A 21,662-nucleotide genomic window follows, 5' to 3' on the forward strand; every position below is an offset into this window, starting at 1 on the left:
TATGCAGAGATATGCTGCACTAGCGCTAATCGTTGTTTGCCTACAAGGCTGTGGTCTTATTTATCAAGGGGTGCAGTCAGGCGTTTCTGGGGTGAATCAGTCACAACTGCTTCGCCAAGGCCGCCATGGCGAGCTCAACGAACAAGAGCTTGTGTGGGCCAATACTGCATGGCGTTATTTCAGTAATAACACCCAACTCGCCACTGGACTCGTTAATTCTATTGATAATTATCCAACTATGGATATGACTTCATTGGCAGACTATTTAATTGCACTGCAAGCCGCTAAACAGTTCGAGCTGATTTCATCACGAGAACACGATGAGCGGCTCACTATGGTGATCGATTTTTTGGCAGATATGCCGCTCACTCGCCAAGGTGTGCCCAATAAAGTTTATTCCACCAGCAATAGAGGCATGGTCGATTATGCCAATCAAAGTGCAGAACTTGGCTGGTCAGCCATCGATATTGGTCGCTTACTTATTTCGCTAGCGATAACCAAACAAAATAACCCCCAATTTGCTGAATATATAGATAAAGGCGTACTGAGGTGGAATTTTTGTAGTCTTGTTTCTGAACAAGGCGAGCTATACGGCGGTAATATTTCCGGGGGCCAAGTTCATCCATATAAAGAGGGACGATTGGGCATAGAAGAGTATGCATCTTATGGCTATTTAGATTGGGGGATAATTCCCCATAGAAATATAAGCCTCGAGCCCTATGAAGTAATTACAATCAATGGCATTGACCTACTCTTTGATGGCAGAGATCCGCGCTTTACCGATGTGCTAAGGCCCGTTTTTAGTACCCCCTACCTGTGGCTGGGATTGGAATTTAATTGGGACGATATTGATGATCTCAGTTCATCCGATGCTTCCCATAGCAATGATGGCTTAGCCGCAATGGCCGACTCTATTTATTTAGTGCAGCAAAGCCGCTGGCAACAAGAACGTATTTATACCGCCAGAGGTGAGCACGTTGTCTCGGGTGAGCCTTACTTTGTTTACGATGCAATTTACGCACTTGGTACTCCTTGGATAACGGTAGCTGAAGATGGCAGTAGCCATGATCAGTTGGCATTAGTTTCAACCCGAGTCGCGTTTCAAATGTGGGCACTTTGGAAAACCGACTACACCGACAAGCTACTTACCTTAGTGCAAGAGATGTATCACCCTCAGCGCGGCTGGTATGAGGGCCGTTATGAACGCTCAAGCGCCTATGAAAAGAGCATTACCTTAAAGACCAATGCTGGTGTTCTAGAAGCTTTGCTCTATAAGCAGGTCGGTAAGTTGTACCAACCCAATAGTGACAAGCAATATCGCGACGTTCGCTTTAACTCGCGCTTTAATCATCCAGGAAAATGCCTAACGGAGACCTTCAAATGAGTAAACGTTATCGCTGGGCAATTACGCTAGTGAGCCTTGGCCTTCTCATTAGCCTAGCAGCCTATGCCCAACCACAGCCCCTTTCTCTAAAACCCTTTAGTAAGGGCAATTACCTCGTTAAAAAAGGCGCCTACGATCAAGCTGCTACACATTGGCATCAGCTCAGTATTCAGTTTATGAGTAACTCACAAAACCTATCTCCACAGCAAATGTGGCAAGGTGCGGGCCTCGCCGCCTCATTAGCGGCCATCGCCGCCGATAAAGCCCAAGATCCTATTGCCTATCAATACTGGGCTGATAGTACGCGCTACTTACTCACAGGTGGAACAAATTGGTCACAGTTACAACAGCAATTACATCAACGTTTTGAAACAGCTAATACCCAACTGTCAGTCGTGATGCAAGTTAATGACATCAATGCTGGTATAGATGCGTCACTGGATCTGGAGCTTAACGTATTACAAGTATGGGATGACAAATTAGCCGTATTTGAATTTACTTCTCCGCGACTTGGACTCAATCGTCCGCAGCAAAATAGCGATATGACGACGGTAGTTGCTAATCCCTATTCGGCAGAACAAACCCAGCAAAATACGCAAAACAGTGGTGAGAAAAAGCTATCAGGGATCCAAACCAATGTATCGCAGACACCCGCTTTTACCATTGCGCCAGTTCTAGCAGAAGACACACTAAAAGAAACTGTTGAGCAATCAAGTTTACCGCAACAGCAAACTGAACAAGTCAACTCATCTGCGACTGCGATATCTGCTGCCGCGCAACAGAGCCCAATGGCTAAAGGTAACCTGTTACCAACACAAAACCATCAGGTCAAAGCGAAACAAAAGCGTCAAATCGAGCCAGTTCCATCTCAGCCAGAATCACTGCCAGCGAAAACTGAACAGCAAGAGAAGCCCCTTGAGGATAACCGGAACTAATAGGCAATTTACACATGACAAATCGCCTAGAAACTTGCTGTTTTTTAAATCTATTACTAGCCTAATAGATAACGGCTAGATTCTATTTCTAAATAGCTTTGCCGCCGTTTATCAGGAAGAGTAGCACCATAGAAAGGATTCGTTATGATGACCCCCAGAGAAGATCTAGAGCAGCTATACCGCGCAGCAAGCAACCAGTTTGACCTAACCGAAGCTTCTCACCAAGAGGCGCTGCTAGAATTGGCAGACTCTTTACTCGACCTGCAACGAACTCCACCAGAGCAATTGATTTTGCTATCGCAAAAAGAGGACTGCCCACTAGCCTTTCGTCTTGCAGTTAAGCTTGTGCTTTCAAGACAATATGCCGAACAAATTAAGCAACCAATCACAGTGGGTGTCGTATTTGCCATGTGGGGAGAGCACCATAGATTATTGGGTAAATCGAGCAACAACCCTAACGGTGAAAACTCGCTACTAACCAAAGTCAATCAATTAGATTGGATCTGCCGCGACACCCCCATCGACTGGCGCTTATATCCAGTTGACGATGGCTGCCCTCACGCAAGTTTCGATATCGCTACTCGTATAGCGGAAAACTCAGCCCAAAGCGCTAAAATTCAGGTATTAAAACTCAGTGACGGCATTAAGCTTGATCACGGCCCCTTAGTAAACCTACAACACGTTGATGACTCCAAAAAAGGTGGCGCGATTATTCACGGCTGTGTACAAGCCTTAGAGGACAATGTCGATGCCGTGCTATATACAGATGCGGATAACTCAGTGCATATGGGGCAATTAGGCCTAATACTACAACCCTTTATTGAGCAGCATGCACAAGTTGTGCTGGGCAATAGAAAACACCCAATGTCAGTGCTAGTAAAACAAGAACAACGCTGGGGAATAGGGATCAAGACGCTACGTCATATGCAAAGAATGGTTGGTTCGAGTATCTTCTCTAAAGGTATTCACGACACGCAAGCCGCCTATAAACTGTTTAGCCGTGAAGCACTTTTCTGCATTTTAGCTAAACCAAGCGTATTTGATTTTTCATTCGATACTGATTGGATTCTCGCGGCGATGCAGCACAACCTAAAAATAGATACTATTCCCTTTGCTTTTGTTGATTCCGCTGCAGAATCAGCTTCTATTACTCAAGGGCCAATGAGCACTTGGTTAACCTTATTGCAGGGGCTAGTTACCGCGCTAAGAGCCAGAAATATTTATTACAGTAAAGAGATGGCACAAGTGATTGATGAGCATGTTAGAACAGCTAAAGATCTTGAGCTAATCATAGATACACTGCCCGATGAATTACTGGATGCCAAAGACTGCGAGCTTGGCAATGAGGCTTTAATGACCCCACAGGCATTATCCACTTGGTTAACCAAGGTCAAAGCGACGCCATTTGAGTCCAGCTTATAACCTCAACAAGTACATTGGATGCAGCCAAGCAAGGAAGCGAGTGATGATAAAAATTGAAGAACTTAAGGCAATATGCGGTGATGATGATTCTATGGTGGAAATGCTGCTAAACCTATACATGGAAGAATATGGTCAATGCGATAGTGTCATTCAGCAAAGATATACTAGTGATGATCTCGATGGTTTATTTAAAATATCCCATGAATTAAAAGGTATGTTTAGCAATCTCTGTGCGCAAGATGCTATGACTTTAGCCCAAATCGTAGAGTCTAGCTCACAAGCAGGTACACTGCCGGAAGAGAGCGCCATCAAAGATCTATGCCAAGAAATTCGTGCCATTAATCAGCAAATCAACACTATATTAGCCTAAGTAATGGTTCAGTGATGGCATGCCCAAAACTCACCACTCAAGCTATTGCTTCTTGGTTTTACTGTTCGCGGCACTATTAAATACTGGTGCCGCGGCTTCAGCTTCTGAGTTGCCAGCCCAACCGCAAACCATTTCACGTAATTTACAACATGCAAAAGACTCACCTCCAGTAACCATCCGCTTTCAACGCCGAGCGGTGATCCCGAAGGTTAGTCATGACTCAGAATTAGTCACTCAAGCGGTTCAAACTAACCAGACTAAACAAGCATCCACGAAAATTAACCCAACAGCTGCCGAGTTAACCCCAACTAAGCACACAGTCGTTATTGAGTTAACTCGCCATGAAAAATTACTCATCAATAAAGCCAAACGCTATTTTGATAAAAACTGGAATGCAACCACAGGTTTAATTGATTCTGTACAAGGCTACACTCACGCAACCATGTGGGATGTCGCAAGTGGTATTGGCGGATTATTAGCGCTTGAAGCACTATCTGAAAACTCGCAACAACTCACTGACTTCAGACTGGAAAAAATGCTCGATACATTACTCGAGCTGCCGTTATACAAAGCGACCTTGCCCAATAGACAATATAATACTCGTACAGCTCAGCCCTCTGGCAGAATGAGTCAAACAGCAGCGAATGGTAATGGCTGGTCTGCACTAGACTTAGGTAGGCTGTATATTTGGCTGGAAATACTCAAGCGCCATAAACCTTTTCTAGCCAATAAAATACATCAACTAAAATCCAAATGGTTACTTGAGCGTGCTACACACAAGGGCAATTTATACGGCACTAAGCTTACCTCTAAAAAAGAATATTTCCGCCAAGAAGGTCGTTTAGGCTACTTACAATATGCGGCGACTGGTTACCAACTCGCTGGACTAGATGTTGCTACCGCTTTTGAATGTGACAAACTCGAAACCACTGAGTTAAACGGTATAAAATTACTTATTGATAGAGGTAATTTACCCTTTTTCACTTTAGACCCTTACTTACTCTACGCCATAGAAATAGGCTATGAGAAATCATGCTGGAATCAGCTTTTATCTCTATATCAATTGCATAAACAAAATGCACAAACGACTAGCAAACTCTCAGCCTACGCTGAAGACTCGTTAAATAAAGCACCTTGGTTTTTATACAACAACATCACTTACCAAGGTAAGCCTTGGCAAAGTGTATCTCACGCAGGCAAAGCTGTTAGTTACCCACAAACCTTTAGCAATAAAGCGGCATTTGCTATGAGCGTGCTGTTTGATGAAGCCTACGGCCAACAGCTTGCCGATCTCGTTATTAGTAATAGCGCTCGTCATAACGTTATCCCAACCGGCCTTTATGCCAACGGTAAAACAAATACCGCCTATAATATAAATACTAACTCACTGATCTTAGTTAGCCTTTGGTATAAATCTCGCGCCAAGCGGGCAATTCTCCCCTCTTTAGAACAGCGAGATATTAAACAAGCAACAACGGCAATATCAGCCATAAACCATTAAAAGAGATCTGGCGATAATAGTCACAATCACAGCAAGATAATCATTTATAGGAAGCGCAGGCAACAAGCGCATTTTAGCAAGGAAGCACATTGACTCAGTGTTTAATAGGGAAAAATAGTAGCAATACTAAAGTTGTTACCTTGCTAGGTATCGGCTCTCTACTCACATTTTCGAGTAGCGCTGCTGAGCACCAAACCCAAATGGCTAAACATGCTCCTAAGAGCAATCCAGCGGCCGTTATCAATGCGCCTACGCCTATCACAGATAACCCAAGTGAAAGCGAAGCTGATCTGGTTTGGAAAGGGATAAGTAGTTCGTTTATGCTGCCTATTGAAGAATGGAATGCAGATACACCTTGGTACAAGCGTTGGAGTGCTAGCGTCAATTTAGGCTATCCGCTAGTCGATACGCCGGCAGTATTGCCCGCAAATTCGACCACAGGCCCAAGCAATCAAAACTTCACCGCTAGCCTGTCATTAAAATATGCCATCATAGGTAACTGGTTTGTCTCCGCCACCGCTTATCACTATTTTGATAACGATCTACAGCAGGCGTGGAACCCAGACTTTACTTATGTGTTTGGTTATAGCGACTGGCGTCCTTATACATTTAGCTTACTCTACTCAAATTACGGTGGTAACCGCTTCAACCCAAGTGATGGGGTTAAGCACACAGAGTTCTCACAAGGTACTTGGTCATTAGGCTGGAAGTTTCCTGTGACTAAACCCTTTATTGACTGGTTATCGTTTACTGATGATGGCGCTATAGGCTGCCAAATTGATTATAACTACACGCCTGAGTATTTCGATTTAGAAAGTGTGGAATATAAAACCCAACATCAAACGGTAAGCTTAGGTTGTAAGTATTCCATTGTCGGTAATTGGTACGTCAACGCGACTGCATTTTATTATTTAGATAGTGCGCAGAAACAACCCTGGAACCCTGACTTTACTTATGGGTTTGGTTATTTTGACTGGCGACCTGGCACCATTACCGTGCAATACAATAACTACTCAGGTAATCGTTGGAATAGCGCAGACAGAGGGCCTGATACAGGCCGCTTTAAAGATGGTTCCATCAGCATTAGTTACTCATTTAAGTTCTAACATTACACGCGCGACCTAATACCTATCTGCATGAGATTATCACTTCAAACGCTTAAATACCTTTTGCTGACACTGAGGACAAAAATAAGAATGGCGATGGATTTTGCTAGCGCATTCAGGGCAAGGAAGCATTCGACGGTCTTTACTGAATAACAGTAATAACACCCCAATTGGTCCCAACACATAACCTAATAACGCCCCCGCTACAACATTGCCCTTGCTATAACCAATCACGGTTGAGAGCACTAGCATTACCAAGTAAAAGCCTAGCCAGAATAGAATGTTATCCATAATCAAAATACAAAGTTAATGCTGAGAGTAACTAAATCAACATCTGAGCTTTCACTGTATTCAAGGGGCGAAGTAATAAATTGTCCCCGATTTCCCTCCTCACTGGAGAAGATCATTTGGTACTCTAAATTTAACGAAATGGTTGATGTGGCATCGTATCTAACACCTGCTGTGACCCCTTTACTCTTACGGGACTGATGACTTTCGGCGTAGGTTAAATAAGGAGAGAAGTCATCAAAGGCATAAATCATTGAGGCGTACCAATTAGCCTGAATACGATCAACTTCCACTTCAGCCATCCACAGCCATGACTCAAAACTATATTCCGCACCTAAGGTGTAAATATCGAGTTTTTCAGTTATCGGAAATGGGCGTTGCGTATATTTAACTTGCATATAACCACTATGAACTCGGTAATTGAAGCCAACTAAGTCCACATACATACCGGCCATATATTCGGTATCAAACTCTAACTTTAGATTGCCTAAATCCACTTCATTTAAGCGCTCAAATCCATAATAAGGTGATACGGTTAGCTGTAAACCATCAGTCAACTCATAGTTCCAAGCGAGTGATAAACCATCGTAAGAAGTGAACCCCAAAATACTGTCATAAACTTCCTGCGGCGGGCGAGCCCAAGGATAAGCTTGGCCCACATAATAGTACTCAGAGGCTAAAAATAGTGGCAACCTCAATCGCCCAGCCCTTATCTCAAATTCATTGTACTCATAAGATAAGTAAGCCCATTCAAGCTCAGGATCGCTCCATTTATCTTGAGTGCGTTTAACCACTTGGCCAGAGGCTGCAAAACCATCAAAAATATCCACATCTAACTGCAAACCAAAAGCTGTATCGCAGTCATAACAAGCTTCATCAGTAATTTCGCGACTAATGAATAATGGCGTACGATTGTCAGTTTTACTGATTGCAGTAGAGCCAAAACCACTTAGATTAATATTATCGGTTAGTTCAATAGCAGCCATTGCAGGGCTAAGCAGCAACATAGGTAAAGCAAAAGCGGCAATTCGACGAAATAACATGGCTACTCTCCCTGCGGCACGGTTATTAATATGTTCACTTCTTCAGGTACTGACTCAATGGGCGCATAAGCAATGCCATTAGGGTTATCGTTCAACCATTTTAAAATTTGCTTGATATCGTCACTGTCTAGTTCTTCAGGTGGGGAGCCTTTACCCGAAAAGGCCAGTCCAGCCCAGTAACCATTCATTTGAGAAACGGACTTACCCAATAACATTTTATAGAAGTCTTCACGATGAATAGAGGCCTCGGGCAGATCGACCAAAACGATCTTTAAACTACCAGAGATCCGCTTTGATTTGCCGCGATAAAGCATGCGCGCTTTGTTCTTACTTAACGGTGGCAACTCATTGTTTAAACTGAAAATTGCAAATTCGACATCGCCATTTTCAGCAACAACGGCTGATGCATTAACTGAGGCGAAAAGGAATAGAAGTGCGACAAAAAACGAGCGGCATAGCAGCCGTATCAGCCTGTTTAGTCCCTTAAACATTAAAAACCCTCAGTCCTAGATAGTTTTGTACTATGCTGAATATAGTCAAGCCTTGTTTAAACCACAAGATTACAGCTAACTTGTTCAATTCATGGAGCAGAAATGAACTTATTGAACCATTTTTCAATAAAAACACGGATGTTGGCGCTTGTCCTTTTGCCCCTCATATTCGCCTCATTTTTATCTGGCTTAGAAATCAAAGCCCAAAGAAGCCATGTTCAGGAACTAAATACGGTCAATCATAAAATCGACTTTCTGCAATCATTATCAAATTTAAATAACAGTATTAACCAAGCGAGAGAGGAGCTATTTAGACTTGGCGTTAATGTCGATCTCAAGCAATTAAACACAGCTATTACAGAGGTAGAGCAGCAGTTGCCAAAAGCTTTTACGCCGCAGTATTCAGTAGAGATGCAATCATGGCTTGAAAGTATCAGCAGTACCACCAGCGAGCTTGCTGAAGTTGATGCCTTGGGATTAAATGATTGGTCTGTTTGGATCAATGAGCTACAAGTTCAAGCTATCAATACCTTAGAGAAAGATCGCTCAAACGTTAGTGAAGAAATTAATCGTGAACTCGCCATCTTATATCAGCTGCAATGGCTCTCATTATGGTCAACCGAAGAAAAATGGTTAATTAATCAATTACTATTAAATCGCAACAGCAGCGAATTACTCAACCAACTTAATACCATCACCGAACGCCAGCAGCTATACGTAGAAAGGTTTATTGATATCAACGCTAAACCAGAGCAAGTATCACTCCTGCTCAATACCTTTTCAGATAAAGCATTCGAACAAAGTTACCAGCTTAGAAGCCATATTTTAAATGGTGATACGTTAGCTGAAGATCCACAACAAAGCCTAGCAGCCTTTGCCCAGCGACTCAGTTCGATACAATTTGTGGTAGGCACTTTTTCTAGCCAATTAACTAACAATATCCATAATGAAATCGAACAATCAAAAAATCTCATTTTGTTATTTTGCGCAGCCCTGTTTATTTCACTGTTAATCATTGGCTTAATAGGCGCCAACTTATATGGTCGCATCATCAACTACTTACGCCATGTCATAAAAACCATGTCGCAAATCGAAGAAACCCACGATTACTCGAAAAAAATTAATGAAAGTGGTCAGGATGAACTAAGCCTGTTTTCCAACAAGCTTAATAACCTGATTAACGAGCGCCATCAAAACGAACAAAAAATTCTGCGAGCGAAATCTGAGGCCGAAAAAGCCAATCAGGCTAAAAGTTCATTCTTAGCCAATATGTCTCATGAAATTAGAACCCCACTTAACGGCATTATTGGTATGTCAGATATTATGGCTGGCACTAAGCTAACAGCCATTCAAAATGAATATCTGCAAACCATTGAAACCTCGTCGCAAACCTTATTACTACTAATTAACGACATTCTCGACCTATCAAAAATCGAATCAGGCAACCTGTCTATCACCAATACGGACGCCAATATTACCGAGGTCATTTACGACACCTTAACCATAGTGTTAGCAAAAGTTGCAGAGAAAAACCTAACCTTAGAAGTGGAAATTGACGATGAAATCCCTTACCTAATCTCACTCGACGAACACCGTATGCGACAGGTGTTAATGAACTTACTCTCCAATGCTGTCAAATTCACTAACGAGGGCAGCATCAAAGTCGTAGCTAAATGCACCAAAGACACTGCTGGCTATATTGATATGCAAATAAGCATACACGACACAGGAATAGGCATCGCCAAAGAGAAACAAGAGCAAATATTCTCGCCTTTTACCCAAGAAGACGACACGATCACGCGCCAATTTGGCGGCACCGGCCTTGGACTGGCTATTTGTAAGCAGTTGGTCGAGTTGATGGGCGGAACGATCAGCATCAGTTCAGTAAAAGGTGAAGGATGTTGCTTTACTATCGCGCTAAAGTCACAAATCATCACTATGGAAAAACCAACTTCAAATCAATTCGAAGGCTTAACGGCAGCGCTGTTCTCTAATAATTCCCAGCTAAATCACCTGCTAGATAAAGAGTGTCAGCAACAAGGATTTAATCTCAACTATCATTACCAATCTTGCTTTGACTTGCTTCAAGATAAGCAAACATTCGACTTACTGTTTGTTGATAGCTCATGCTCAACCAGAGATGCCATAAGCACCTTGCCAGAATTACTGCAGCAAAAGAATATTTTCACCATTGCGGTAAATACGCCTACAGAAAAACGTGCTCAAGACAATATGGACGCGACAATCACTCTGCCACTGCTAGGGAATCGCTTTAAAAACGCAATTCACAACGGCATAGAAAGCCGGGAATTACGCCAAAAACAACATGCTGCAGCATCAGATAGTAGCGCAGCGAGTATCAATGAAGCTGACAAAGTTAATGTGGTCATTTTGATCGTTGAAGATAATCTAGTGAATCAAAAGGTCGCCTCATTACTGATCAAGCAAGCAGGCTTTGATTTTATTATCGCCAATAATGGCCAAGAGGCTTATGAATTTATCAGCACCGGAGAAGCTATTCACGCCATCTTGATGGATTGCATGATGCCCGTTATGGATGGATTCACTGCAACCGAGAAAATTAGAGCGTGGGAAAGTGATAACTCGCTGCAACGCTTACCTATCATTGCTCTAACGGCAAGTGTGCTAGATCAAGATATTCAAAAGTGCTATCAATCAGGTATGGACGACTACCTTGCTAAGCCATTTAAAAAAGAAGCCTTACTGCACAAGCTAAGATCGATTCCCAAACTAGCCAGCTAGTAAACTCAGCAAGTTTATTACTGACTTCTACACTAAGAGTAACGGTGGCAATAATATGTTGCCACTTAAGCCCCTTACTCTCAGAAAAGGTTAGAAGTTATTATTCAAGGCGTCTATTTATTCAACACTTGCATATCGCCTAGCAATCAGTTGAAATAAAAGTTACATGATTGAGTTTAATGAGCTTTTTTCACAAGGTTATTGGTGGATCTCTTTGCTTGGCGGTATTCACTGCTTAGGCCTAGGTTTATATATCCGCTATATTTACAGTGAGCGCAGTGGTAACCACAAAATCCTCGGTGCGATTTTCAGCTTAATGGCGCTGTACTTTTTTACCGGTTTGCTCACTAACGACAACGCCCCTGCACCGCTCCAGCTATTGTTTATTTTAATCATTCCCGTCTATTTTTTGATGATGCCACTGCTTTACCTGTATTGCGATCGCAGCCTAAATGACATTGAGCAGCCTATTGGTTTCTCAGCTCATTTCTATCCCGCTATTCTAGTCGCAATATTAGTTATATGTACCGCAGCTTTCCGGCTGCGATTTGGTCACAACTGGCCACTATTCGAATTAACACATTTATCAAAACTCAAAGACTTACATATACTCAGTTTATTGCTTCCAGCACTACTTTCTATTCAAACTGCACTTTACTTTTTTTATATCATAAAAATGCTGAGCCGATATCCCGGGCGAACCTACAGAGTGCATCAGGACTCATTAAAAGATATTAAGTTTCGCTGGTTACTAGTGCTAACACTTGCACTCATGAGCAACTGGTTACTAAGAGCCTTACTTATCATCATCCCTTTCTATATCGACGACCAAGTGTTTATTGTTAACCAAGCCGCGACAACGTTAATACTGCTATTAACTGTTTATATATTGGCGATATACGGTTTAAAACAGATCACTCGCGCCGCATTTTTGCGTGGAAAATTAGCTCAACAACCTAAAAAGCCAATGCAGGCAAGCCAGCAACTACTTAGCTCTGAAGAACTCGCCTATTTGCGACAATTGATGCAAGAAGATAAACAAAAGTAAGTATTATAAATTTATCCATTCATTAACCAAGAATGATGTATCAAGCTGCAAAGTATAACCATTCACTTTATGTTCAGAATCGCTATGCTAAGGTGGAGCATGTATAAGACTTGAGGAACATGGAATGACAGCTTTAATCAAACGAATTAGCGCCAGCTTATGCTTATTAGTCAGCTTGATACTAGTGCCACAAGCTCACGCAGAAGACAGTTACGCTCAGGCAAAAAGTACCTTTCAACAAGCAAACCAAACTCATAAGTTTTTTGATAATGCCTACGGGTATGCACTGTTTCCTACCGTAGGTAAAGGTGGAATAGGTATTGGTGCAGCTTATGGTAAAGGCCAAGTTTATCGCGGTGGTGCATACACCGGCGATACCAGCCTAACCCAAGTATCGTTTGGTTTTCAGCTAGGTGGCCAAGCCTACAGCGAGATTATTTTCTTTAAAGATGAAAAAGCTTATAAAGAATTCACTAGTGGCAGTTTTGAATTTGGCGCACAGGCATCGGCAGTAGCAATTAACATCGGCGCAAATGCCCAAGCAGGCACAACCGGTAACTCAGCAGGTGCAGGTAAAAGTGCCGCTAAAGCCGCCTATATTAACGGTATGGCAGTATTTACCGTTGCCAAAGGTGGCTTGATGTTTGAGGCAGCCCTTGCTGGGCAATCATTCACCTTTGATGAGAGGTAACCATTAGAGAGAAAACATAAAGCCCGCAAATTAGCGGGCTTTTTAGTAACAACATTTAGACTATTAGAAGCTCTATATCTGAGTTGGCGATTCATTACTCACCAAAAACACAGATTAGTTATGCCCCCAAGGTACAGGCGGTAACGCAACAGGCTTGGTCAAATCAAAGTCGACTCTAAAGTCACGATTTTCGCGAGTTAAGCGGTAGGTAAATTCTTGCGGCTTCACGTACATGTGCCAAACGTTAGTCACCGACACATCTAAACCATTTTCTCTAAAATTGTTAATCGAGTAAGCATCAACAGGAAAAGACTGCTCAGTGTCACTGCCCATATCAGCAGTCATTCCGCCGTACATAGTCACCTTGTCCTCAGTGCCATCTTTATGGCGATGATCATGTGCAAGGTGCAACCCATAAGGCGTTTTAGTGATCACCCAGGTACGCGAATGGTCTTCACCAACATGAAATGGCACTTTTAGTACGGTATCGCTGCATTCACGAATATGCATCACCAACTTTTTACCACTAAAAGCTGAATCAGCAGTATTACCCGCTGTCACTGTACCTTCAAACGCCTTGCCACAATGAGCTGCAAGGTTATCAAAAAAAGCATTCTGTTCAACAGTTGTAGCCATCGCCGGCGCAGTGAGGCTTGCCGCAGCTAATATGGCGATATGTGAGTATTTTATTGTTTTCATTATTATCTCCGATGATATGTGGCTAAACATTATCATAAACAGATAAATTTTAACTGAAAGATTAAATGCTTTATAAATCAGTCGCCCGCTAACGAACAGAATAATTAACTCATTTTAGATAGCTATAAAGTGAAAGATATCACGTATAATCGCGCGACATTTTTCAGTATCACTAAAAGCTCTCCCCCTCATGAGTAAGTACACAGTACCAACCTTCTCGCTCGCAATGTTACATCCCAAATATTGGTGTGTGTTATTGATCATTAGCATTAGCTACCTTTGCAGCCTGTTGCCGTATGCAATTCAGCTCCGCCTGGGTAAATTAATTGGGCGCGTCGTACTTAGCTTTATGAAAAGTCGCACACGCACTATTAAACGTAACCTTGAGTTGTGTTTTCCCGACATGACAGTCACCGAGCGTGAAAAGTTAGCCAAACAAAATATTGAAAACACGGGTTTGGCATTACTTGAAACTGGTATGGCTTGGTTTTGGTCTAATGAACGCATTGCTAAACACACCACAGTCGTTGGCATGGAGCATATCGACAAACTAAAAGCTGAAGGCCGCGGCGCACTGCTGATTGCCGTACATTCACTTAACCTTGAGCTTAGTGGCCGTGCATTTGGCCAATATGCACAAGGCATGGCGGTATATCGCCCGAACAACAATCCCTGTTTTGATTACTTTCAGTTGAAAGGTCGTTCTCAAGGTGGTCATACGTTAATTCATCGTAAGAACGTTAAGTTTATGCTTGAGGCGCTTAATGATGGTGCCTTTATGTGGTACGCACCGGATCATGATTATGGTCGCCGCCGCTCAACGTTTGCACCACTGTTTGCGGTAGAAAATGCTTGTACAACCACAGGTACTAGTCTGTTAGCGGACAATACAAATTGTGCCATCGTGCCTGTGGTTTTTGTACGTGACAACGATAGCGGTCACTACACCTTAACCATTAAAGAACCGATGATAGATAAATTCCCTACAGGGGATGAACACGCAGGCGCATGCTTCATTAATAAGATTGTTGAAGAGTCTATTATGGATGCACCTAGCCAGTACATGTGGTTGCATAGACGCTTTAAAAATCGCCCAGAAGGTGAAGCGTCTCTGTATTAAGGCTTAGGTTTTAAGCTAATCAAACCAAGCCGCGGTCTTCTCTGCTGCTTGGTTTTTTACATCATCATCAACATACATAGATACCATAGCTAAAGCAGCCGCAAGCGCACCTAAGTCATCAGAATAGCCCATCATTGGGGTTAAATCCGGTATCGCATCGATAGGTGCAATAAAGTATGCCAATGCACCAAATATCACTGTTTTAGCCCATTTAGGCGTATCTGGACGCTTGGCCGCATAATAGAGGCACAAGGCATTATCAATCACTTCAATCCCAGCTTTTCGGGCAAAGAGTTTCACCTTTTTCCAAAAGCTTTCATCGCTATATTCAAGTTTACTGTCAGTCTGTTGCGTCATTATAAAGCCCATTAAAAAGGGAATATCCAAGATATTCCCTTATTTTAGTTTATTTAGCTATAGCAAGCTTGTCGCCAGTATTCAAAAATCTGTCTGTTTACCTTTGATGCTTAGGCGTTGTGCCCCACGCATTCTTTTTAGCTGGGCGCTTACCACTTGGATTCGGCTTCCCCTGTCCAGACTTAGACTGCCCTGACTTTAATTGTCCGGGCTTGTTTGCACCAGCTTTGTTGCCATCTGATTTATTCGCGCCAGGCTTGCTTGCTCCAGATTTACCACCAGCCTTACGATCATCAAATTGATCACCAGAGAAACGGGTAAAGGCTTTTTTGCCTTTGCCGTCATCTTTGGTGTTGAGCTTCTTCTTGTTACGAATCGCCTCACGCTCTTGACGAGATTCTGCTGGTACTAAGCAATTTGGGCCATTACCAATCAGCTTCTCTTTGCCCATGGCTATAAGTGCTTCACGGATCAGCGGCCAGCCCTCTGCATCATGGTAACGCAGCAGGGCTTTATGTAGCTTACGCTGACGGCCTTTCTTAGGCACTGAAACTTCTTCACTTGTATGCTTAACATTCTTCAGTGAATTTAACTCTGTGTGGTAGATCGTAGTGGCATTTGCCATTGGCGATGGATAGAAATTTTGTACTTGATCCAGCTTAAACTTCTCGCCTTTTAACCATAACGCCAAGTTCACCATATCTTCATTGGTGGTGCCCGGATGCGCCGAGATAAAGTACGGGATCAAATACTGCTTTTTACCCGCCTCTTGTGAGTACTTATCGAACAGCTCTTTAAACTTGTCGTAAGTGCCCATGCCCGGCTTCATCATCTTGTTAAGCGGACCTTCTTCGGTATGCTCTGGGGCAATTTTTAAGTAACCGCCAACATGATGAGTTGCTAGCTCTTTAACGTAACGCGGATCTTCTGTGGCTAAGTCATAACGAACACCGGAGGCAATCAATACCTTTTTAATACCCGGTACGTCACGCGCCGCGCGGTACAGATCAATGGTCGCTTGATGATCGGTATCTAAATGGCCACAAATTGATGGGAACACACAAGATAAACGGCGACAGGTACTCTCAGCTTTCACGCTAGTACAGCCTAAGCGATACATGTTGGCAGTTGGGCCACCCAAGTCAGAAATCACTCCGGTAAAGCCCGGTACTTTGTCTTGAATGTCTTTAATTTCTTTCACGATCGAGTCTTGCGAACGACTTTGAATAATACGGCCTTCATGCTCAGTGATAGAGCAGAACGAACAACCGCCAAAGCAACCGCGCATGATATTGATCGAAGTCTTAATCATGTCGTAGGCAGGGATCTTTTCTTTGCCATAAGATGGGTGCGGTACGCGCTGATAAGCAAGATCAAACACGCCATCCATTTCATCGGTATTTAGCGGCCACGCAGGTGGGTTAACCCAAATCGCACGTTCAGCATGCTTTTGAAACAGCGCACGAGCGCAGCCAGGATTTTGCTCTTGATGCAAAATACGTGATGCATGAGCATAAAGATATTTGTCTTCAGACACCTTTTCATAGCTAGGCAACAAGACATAGGTTTTTTCCCATGGTTTTGGTCTAGCTGGCTGGACGCTAATGGCCTTTGGCGCATCATTATCAAAAATCTTTTCATCCGTAGGCCCTGACAGGTTTTTACAACCCACGTCATCAGCGCCATACGGGTTTGGAATTGGGTCGATCTTATGTAGTTGATCGATCTTACGCGAGTCCATGCCCTTCCATTCAGGCAATGGTTCCTTACGAATGACTGTGGTGCCACGAATATCGTGCAACTCAGTTACTGGCTCACCCGCGGCTAAACGATGTGACAATTCGACCAATGGGCGCTCGGCATTACCGTAAACTAAGATGTCGGCTTTGGCGTCTAAAATCACGCTGCGGCGCACTTTATCTGACCAGTAATCGTAGTGGGCAATGCGGCGTAAGCTAGCTTCAATACCACCAATCACCACCGGCACTTGTTTAAAGGCTTCTTTACAGCGCTGGGTATAAACCGTTACCGCGCGATCTGGGCGTTTGCCACCGATATTGCCCGCAGTGTAAGCATCATCATGACGCATACGACGTTCTGCAGTATATCGGTTGATCATCGAGTCCATGTTACCGGCGGTCACACCAAAATAGAGGTTAGGCTTACCTAACTTCATAAAGTCTTCTTTGTTTGACCAATCTGGCTGGGAAATAATCCCCACTCGGAAGCCTTGAGCTTCGAGCATGCGGCCAATCACCGCCATACCAAAACTTGGGTGATCCACGTATGCATCACCGGTGACGATAATGATGTCACAACTATCCCAGCCTAACTTAGCCATCTCTTTACGCGACATAGGCAAGAAAGGCGCTGGACGCGTGAGCTCAGGGCGATACTTTGGAAAGGTAAATAACGTGGATTCTACTTGCATGGATTAGGCAGCCTAACTGAAATACAAAAATTACGCAGATGTTGCGCCCCAGCTTGCTCGCGCATGGGGACGCGGAGTATAACAGGCTACGCCTGCAAGGTGTGACTAAAAAAACATCAAATTGATGCTTTTTTTAGTATAGCGGCTTATCCCATAATTTGGCTGTGGATATTACTCTAGTGGGTTTTAACGTTATTCTTAGCATGCTATATCCCTGAAATAAGCTCATTTGCTCTGGGCTATTTAGGGCTAACAATTCTAAAGACTCGTCACGTAAGCAAACAAGTTCACCAGCGCTAAACCCACAATCACGCTCCAAGTTAATATCATCCCCCAAAAGCGACCTATGTGGTAACCGCCTTTGCCTTGGGTTAAACCAATGGCGTGCAGCACACGTGCAATAATCCATACACAACCAAAAGCATGCAACATGATACTGTTGCTACCGTTAAGCTCAGTGACGACCAACAGCAGCAACGCGATTGGTGCATTTTCGAGTAAATTGCCATGAACTCGCTGGGCTAAAGTCAGTGATTCGTTACCCGCACTGCCGATGCCAATTTTATGAGTTCGCCTTAGCTTTATTACCCGATATGTAAGTAAAACAGTCAGTAACGCTGTAAGGCTGATATATAAACCTGAGATAGCAAGCGGCATCTGCACTCCAATTATTTCATCGTAAAACCCCAGCATTACAATTAACGAACATCATGTAAATAAATGGCAACTTTTTTATCTCAAATAAGGTAAGATGCGCTCGTAAAATGATGACCGTAAAACAGTGATACCAAACAATAACTAAAAAAGATTTAACCCACTGTTTTTAAATACAAACCCTAAGTCACCAATAGCGAATTGAGATTGTGGATAATCAAGAGTTTTTAGAAAAGCGCCGTTTTATTATTAAACTCGGTAAAGCGCTACATAAATTTGGTACACCAGCTTACCGCTTAGAAGCCCATTTGCAGGGTGTTTCTAATGTACTGGGGATTGAAGGCTATTTTTTGATCTCGCCAACGGCGATGACTTTTGTATTGCAACACGATGAAGATCAAGAATACAACCACGTTGCTCGCGTTAAGCCTGGTGATCTAGACTTGGGCGCACTTGCGCGCACCGATGAATTAGTTGAACAGCTAATGTCTGGGCAGCGCACTCTGCAAGAAGCACTTGAACGTTTAGAAGAGATTGCCAACAAGCCAAACCCTTACGGCACTAAACTCACTCTACTGGCTTTTGGCACGTCTGCCGGTGCATTTGCCATGTTAATGGGTACCAGTTGGAACGATGTATTTTGGTCTGGCATGCTAGGCTTGATGGTTTATGGTCTGGTGTACCGCGCCGAGCGTTCCAAACGTATGGCAGAAATGCTTGAACCGCTTGCTGCAATTTTATGTGCCATTCTGGCTTATGGCATTGCGCAAATCGATCCTTCGGTGAATATTCCTGTGATTATCCTATCTGGGATTATTATCTTTATTCCAGGCTTGGCATTGACCTTGGGGCTGGCCGAGCTGGCGGCACGAGATTTAATCTCTGGCACTGCGAGAGTGATGGACGCCTTTATGTTGCTGTTCAAACTCTACTTTGGCGTAATTCTAGGTATGGTGATCGGCAAAACCATATTTGGTGAAGTCACTTACATACCACCAGAATCCCTACCTAAATGGGGAATTTGGGCGGCTGTACCAATCTTATCTACTGCACTGGTCATCATCTTTAAGGCACGTTTAAAGGACTCACCTTGGGGAATTATGGCGGGAATCGTTGCTTTTTTGTCTGCCATGTTAGGCGCAATTTACTTTGGTGAATCTATCGGCATCTTCTTTGGTGCTTTAGCGGTAGGCATTTATTCCAATTTATATGCCCGCTGGATGAAAGCCCCCGCTTCTATTGCTCTGCTACAAGGGATCGTGATCTTAGTACCTGGGAGTAAAACCTATATCGGACTGAATACACTTATTTTAGGCGAGACCATATTTAATCAGTCGCATCTCGGCATTCAAATATTCCTAATCTTTATGTCTATTGTGGCGGGATTAATTTTTGCCAACGTTGCGGTGCCACCAAGACGCACCCTGTAATAACCTGCAAAACTGATCACAGAAAAGAGCGCTTTATTGCGCTCTTTTTGTGTTTGCCATCTGCTATTGATTAAGTAAAATCAGCGCGTTATTGCTTATCTAAACTATGCTTAACCTATGTCATACTTTTTTGCTTTTGCCAAAAAGTCATTCACAAGGGGAAACAGCAAAATGCAGCGGGGTTGCGGTTTAGTTCTAGTCATTAGCTATAGCATCCATAGTGGTGCGGCTTTGGCTGAGACTACAAAACCTACAACTCAAACCGCCGACCAACAGCAAAGCATTAAAAATATCGTGATTAAAAGTAACGATATTTTTGACCTATCAGATCCCGAAGCTTTCTTTATTCATCGCTGGGCCAATTATCTACACATCAATACCCGTGACAAGGTGATCCGCGATAAACTCAGTTTTAAAGAAGGCCAACAAGTCAGCCAGAAAGACCTTGATGAAATGCAGCGTATTTTGCGAGCTGAGCCCTATATCCGCGATGCAAAAATTACTTACTCCGAGCCTGCCCCCGATGCAGATTTGGCTGATGAAGGCCAAAACATATTAGTTGAAACTTGGGATAACTGGTCACTGCTACCAACATTTAATGCTAGCCGCAGTGGCGGTGAAAGTAAGTTTTCTATCGGAATAAAAGAGGACAATTTATTGGGTTACGGAGTGCGAACCCGCTTTAAATACCAATCTAATGCCGACAGAACCGGTTATAAGTTTGCTATTGAATCGCCAGTAAACTTTATAGAACACGCTACCATAGCGGCCGACTTTTACGATAATAGTGACGGCCATGCTCAACATCTATACTTTGAAAAACCATTCTATACTCTCGATGGTAATCACATGTATTCAGCTGAATATTTAGATGATTTACGTATCGATACCTTAAAGCAAAACGGCCAAGATATTAATGAGTTTGAACATGGCGTTAACTACAATAATGCCCGTGTTGGCTGGCTACTTGCTAAAGATACACAGCAACTATCTCGGCTCATTGTAGGCATAACCCAAGACCGCCATGAGTTTAATCGTGTCGACGATTACCCAACTTCAGAACTGCCCCAAGACAGAGATTTTCTTTATCCATGGCTGGCCTATCAATACATCCAAGATGACTTTAAGGTACTGCAAAATATTCATCTAATTAATTACAACGAAGATTTTAATCTAGGTTGGCAGCATTTTATTAAGCTTGGCATTGAAACACGCGATCTTAATGACGACTCCCCTATTGGATATCACATTAATTGGCAGTCAAGTCGCGGCTATCAAGCAAATGACCAACTTATCTTGTTAGCAATGGACGCCGAAGGCGTATTTGCCACCAGCCAAAAAGACTTCTATCAATTAAATGTTGTTGCTGAGTACTTTTACCAGCTTGCGCCAAAATGGACCGCATATTCAAAGTTAAGGTTAAGTACCTCAAAAAATAACTACTTAGACAGGCCATTTGCACTCGGCGATGAAACCGGCATTCGTGGTTATCCTAACGACTACCAGTACGGCAATAATCAATGGGCTTTTACTGCAGAACTGCGCAACTATCCAAATATCGACCTTTATCAACTTGCAGAGCTTGGCTGGGCAGTATTTACTGATATTGGTCAAGCATTTGGCGGCAACGATAGCAATAATGCCATCTCTTCACCGATTGGTAGTTTCGGTATTGGTGCGAGGATTTACTCTTCAAAATCCAGCTATGGTAACGTTGCTCATATTGACCTCAGCGTACCGTTTACTTCAGGGCCTGAAGTGAATAGCTGGGAGTGGCGCTTTCAGGTACGCAACCGTTTTTAGCTGATGACTAATACCAATGAGTATTAAGGTTTCATCACTTAGCTTGGGCTTCACGGTTCTGAGACGAGGTGGCGAATCATCAATAGAATGCGCAACAGCGAGTATTTCCCCGCTTGATAATAAAGC

At 43.1% G+C, this 21,662-nt stretch carries 19 protein-coding genes; 12 read left to right on the forward strand and 7 right to left on the reverse strand.

Annotated elements, in window-relative coordinates; translation table 11 throughout:
* Position 1: 1 nt before the first annotated feature.
* The 6 genes from L2740_RS18850 (at position 2) to L2740_RS18875 (ending at position 6,718) form a co-directional block, all read left to right on the forward strand.
* On the forward strand, positions 2-1,384 hold the full coding sequence (locus L2740_RS18850) for a DUF3131 domain-containing protein (RefSeq protein ID WP_248951594.1): 1,383 nt from the start codon (positions 2-4) through the stop codon (positions 1,382-1,384).
* On the forward strand, positions 1,381-2,319 hold the full coding sequence (locus L2740_RS18855) for a hypothetical protein (RefSeq protein WP_248951595.1): 939 nt from the start codon (positions 1,381-1,383) through the stop codon (positions 2,317-2,319). The genes L2740_RS18850 and L2740_RS18855 overlap by 4 nt, the downstream gene beginning before the upstream one ends.
* A gap of 144 nt (positions 2,320-2,463) precedes the next feature.
* Positions 2,464-3,741 (forward strand): glycosyltransferase family protein, encoded by a 1,278-nt coding sequence (locus L2740_RS18860; RefSeq protein WP_248951596.1) that lies wholly within the window; start codon positions 2,464-2,466, stop codon positions 3,739-3,741.
* Positions 3,742-3,784: 43 nt separating this feature from the next.
* The gene (locus tag L2740_RS18865; RefSeq protein WP_248951597.1) at positions 3,785-4,111 is read left to right on the forward strand and encodes an Hpt domain-containing protein; all 327 of its coding nucleotides are present in this window, start codon (positions 3,785-3,787) and stop codon (positions 4,109-4,111) included.
* Positions 4,112-4,130: 19 nt separating this feature from the next.
* Positions 4,131-5,612: a DUF3131 domain-containing protein gene (locus L2740_RS18870; RefSeq protein ID WP_248951598.1), complete on the forward strand. Its 1,482-nt coding sequence runs from the start codon at positions 4,131-4,133 to the stop codon at positions 5,610-5,612.
* An 89-nt stretch (positions 5,613-5,701) separates the two neighbouring features.
* Positions 5,702-6,718: a hypothetical protein gene (locus tag L2740_RS18875; protein ID WP_248951599.1), complete on the forward strand. Its 1,017-nt coding sequence runs from the start codon at positions 5,702-5,704 to the stop codon at positions 6,716-6,718.
* Between the two features lie 39 nt (positions 6,719-6,757).
* On the opposite strand, the gene L2740_RS18880 is transcribed toward L2740_RS18875, so the two are convergent.
* From L2740_RS18880 to L2740_RS18890, 3 genes are read right to left on the reverse strand one after another with little or no spacing between them, the layout of a single operon-like run.
* Positions 6,758-7,009 (reverse strand): hypothetical protein, encoded by a 252-nt coding sequence (locus L2740_RS18880; protein ID WP_248951600.1) that lies wholly within the window; start codon positions 7,007-7,009, stop codon positions 6,758-6,760.
* A gap of 2 nt (positions 7,010-7,011) precedes the next feature.
* A complete protein-coding gene (locus L2740_RS18885; protein ID WP_248951601.1) occupies positions 7,012-8,049 on the reverse strand; it encodes a porin in 1,038 nt (345 codons plus the stop codon).
* Between the two features lie 2 nt (positions 8,050-8,051).
* On the reverse strand, positions 8,052-8,540 hold the full coding sequence (locus L2740_RS18890) for a hypothetical protein (RefSeq protein ID WP_248951602.1): 489 nt from the start codon (positions 8,538-8,540) through the stop codon (positions 8,052-8,054).
* Between the two features lie 102 nt (positions 8,541-8,642).
* Here L2740_RS18890 and L2740_RS18895 point away from each other — a divergent pair, with 102 nt between their 5' ends.
* From L2740_RS18895 to L2740_RS18905, 3 genes are all read left to right on the forward strand, one after another.
* Positions 8,643-11,303, forward strand: coding sequence for a hybrid sensor histidine kinase/response regulator (locus tag L2740_RS18895; protein ID WP_248951603.1), 2,661 nt, complete (start codon positions 8,643-8,645; stop codon positions 11,301-11,303).
* 166 nt (positions 11,304-11,469) lie between these two features.
* Positions 11,470-12,351 (forward strand): hypothetical protein, encoded by an 882-nt coding sequence (locus tag L2740_RS18900; RefSeq protein ID WP_248951604.1) that lies wholly within the window; start codon positions 11,470-11,472, stop codon positions 12,349-12,351.
* Between the two features lie 124 nt (positions 12,352-12,475).
* Entirely contained in the window at positions 12,476-13,042 is a 567-nt protein-coding gene (locus L2740_RS18905) for a lipid-binding SYLF domain-containing protein (RefSeq protein ID WP_248951605.1), read from the forward strand.
* Between the two features lie 114 nt (positions 13,043-13,156).
* Here the strand turns inward: L2740_RS18905 and L2740_RS18910 are convergent, their stop codons facing one another.
* The gene (locus tag L2740_RS18910; protein ID WP_248951606.1) at positions 13,157-13,741 is read right to left on the reverse strand and encodes a hypothetical protein; all 585 of its coding nucleotides are present in this window, start codon (positions 13,739-13,741) and stop codon (positions 13,157-13,159) included.
* Positions 13,742-13,931: 190 nt separating this feature from the next.
* On the opposite strand from L2740_RS18910, the gene lpxL reads away from it, so the two are divergent.
* Positions 13,932-14,861: an LpxL/LpxP family Kdo(2)-lipid IV(A) lauroyl/palmitoleoyl acyltransferase gene (gene lpxL, locus L2740_RS18915; protein WP_275974387.1), complete on the forward strand. Its 930-nt coding sequence runs from the start codon at positions 13,932-13,934 to the stop codon at positions 14,859-14,861.
* Positions 14,862-14,876: 15 nt separating this feature from the next.
* Here lpxL and L2740_RS18920 read toward each other — a convergent pair whose 3' ends face one another.
* The 3 genes from L2740_RS18920 to L2740_RS18930 all read right to left on the reverse strand — a co-directional run bounded on the left by L2740_RS18920 (position 14,877) and on the right by L2740_RS18930 (position 18,306).
* Entirely contained in the window at positions 14,877-15,218 is a 342-nt protein-coding gene (locus L2740_RS18920; RefSeq protein ID WP_248951607.1) for a YkvA family protein, read from the reverse strand.
* A gap of 97 nt (positions 15,219-15,315) precedes the next feature.
* The gene (locus L2740_RS18925; protein ID WP_248951608.1) at positions 15,316-17,649 is read right to left on the reverse strand and encodes a YgiQ family radical SAM protein; all 2,334 of its coding nucleotides are present in this window, start codon (positions 17,647-17,649) and stop codon (positions 15,316-15,318) included.
* Positions 17,650-17,907: 258 nt separating this feature from the next.
* Positions 17,908-18,306, reverse strand: a complete 399-nt coding sequence (locus L2740_RS18930; protein ID WP_248951609.1) for an MAPEG family protein — start codon at positions 18,304-18,306, stop codon at positions 17,908-17,910.
* A 206-nt stretch (positions 18,307-18,512) separates the two neighbouring features.
* Here L2740_RS18930 and L2740_RS18935 point away from each other — a divergent pair, with 206 nt between their 5' ends.
* Both L2740_RS18935 and L2740_RS18940 read left to right on the forward strand, forming a co-directional pair.
* Positions 18,513-19,733: a threonine/serine exporter family protein gene (locus L2740_RS18935; RefSeq protein ID WP_248951610.1), complete on the forward strand. Its 1,221-nt coding sequence runs from the start codon at positions 18,513-18,515 to the stop codon at positions 19,731-19,733.
* Between the two features lie 171 nt (positions 19,734-19,904).
* Entirely contained in the window at positions 19,905-21,536 is a 1,632-nt protein-coding gene (locus tag L2740_RS18940) for a BamA/TamA family outer membrane protein (RefSeq protein ID WP_248951611.1), read from the forward strand.
* The last annotated feature ends 126 nt before the right edge of the window (positions 21,537-21,662 follow it).

Source organism: Shewanella pneumatophori, from assembly GCF_023283895.1.
GTDB lineage: Bacteria > Pseudomonadota > Gammaproteobacteria > Enterobacterales > Shewanellaceae > Shewanella > Shewanella pneumatophori.

Coding starts and splice junctions, on each gene's coding strand:
- L2740_RS18850 (WP_248951594.1), top strand. CDS start 2: ATGCAGAGATATGCTGCACTAGCGCTAATCGTTGTTTGCCTACAAGGC.
- L2740_RS18855 (WP_248951595.1), top strand. CDS start 1,381: ATGAGTAAACGTTATCGCTGGGCAATTACGCTAGTGAGCCTTGGCCTT.
- L2740_RS18860 (WP_248951596.1), top strand. CDS start 2,464: ATGATGACCCCCAGAGAAGATCTAGAGCAGCTATACCGCGCAGCAAGC.
- L2740_RS18865 (WP_248951597.1), top strand. CDS start 3,785: ATGATAAAAATTGAAGAACTTAAGGCAATATGCGGTGATGATGATTCT.
- L2740_RS18870 (WP_248951598.1), top strand. CDS start 4,131: ATGCCCAAAACTCACCACTCAAGCTATTGCTTCTTGGTTTTACTGTTC.
- L2740_RS18880 (WP_248951600.1), bottom strand. CDS start 7,009: ATGGATAACATTCTATTCTGGCTAGGCTTTTACTTGGTAATGCTAGTG.
- L2740_RS18885 (WP_248951601.1), bottom strand. CDS start 8,049: ATGTTATTTCGTCGAATTGCCGCTTTTGCTTTACCTATGTTGCTGCTT.
- L2740_RS18890 (WP_248951602.1), bottom strand. CDS start 8,540: ATGTTTAAGGGACTAAACAGGCTGATACGGCTGCTATGCCGCTCGTTT.
- L2740_RS18895 (WP_248951603.1), top strand. CDS start 8,643: ATGAACTTATTGAACCATTTTTCAATAAAAACACGGATGTTGGCGCTT.
- L2740_RS18900 (WP_248951604.1), top strand. CDS start 11,470: ATGATTGAGTTTAATGAGCTTTTTTCACAAGGTTATTGGTGGATCTCT.
- L2740_RS18905 (WP_248951605.1), top strand. CDS start 12,476: ATGACAGCTTTAATCAAACGAATTAGCGCCAGCTTATGCTTATTAGTC.
- L2740_RS18910 (WP_248951606.1), bottom strand. CDS start 13,741: ATGAAAACAATAAAATACTCACATATCGCCATATTAGCTGCGGCAAGC.
- lpxL (WP_275974387.1), top strand. CDS start 13,932: ATGAGTAAGTACACAGTACCAACCTTCTCGCTCGCAATGTTACATCCC.
- L2740_RS18920 (WP_248951607.1), bottom strand. CDS start 15,218: ATGACGCAACAGACTGACAGTAAACTTGAATATAGCGATGAAAGCTTT.
- L2740_RS18925 (WP_248951608.1), bottom strand. CDS start 17,649: ATGCAAGTAGAATCCACGTTATTTACCTTTCCAAAGTATCGCCCTGAG.
- L2740_RS18930 (WP_248951609.1), bottom strand. CDS start 18,306: ATGCCGCTTGCTATCTCAGGTTTATATATCAGCCTTACAGCGTTACTG.
- L2740_RS18940 (WP_248951611.1), top strand. CDS start 19,905: ATGCAGCGGGGTTGCGGTTTAGTTCTAGTCATTAGCTATAGCATCCAT.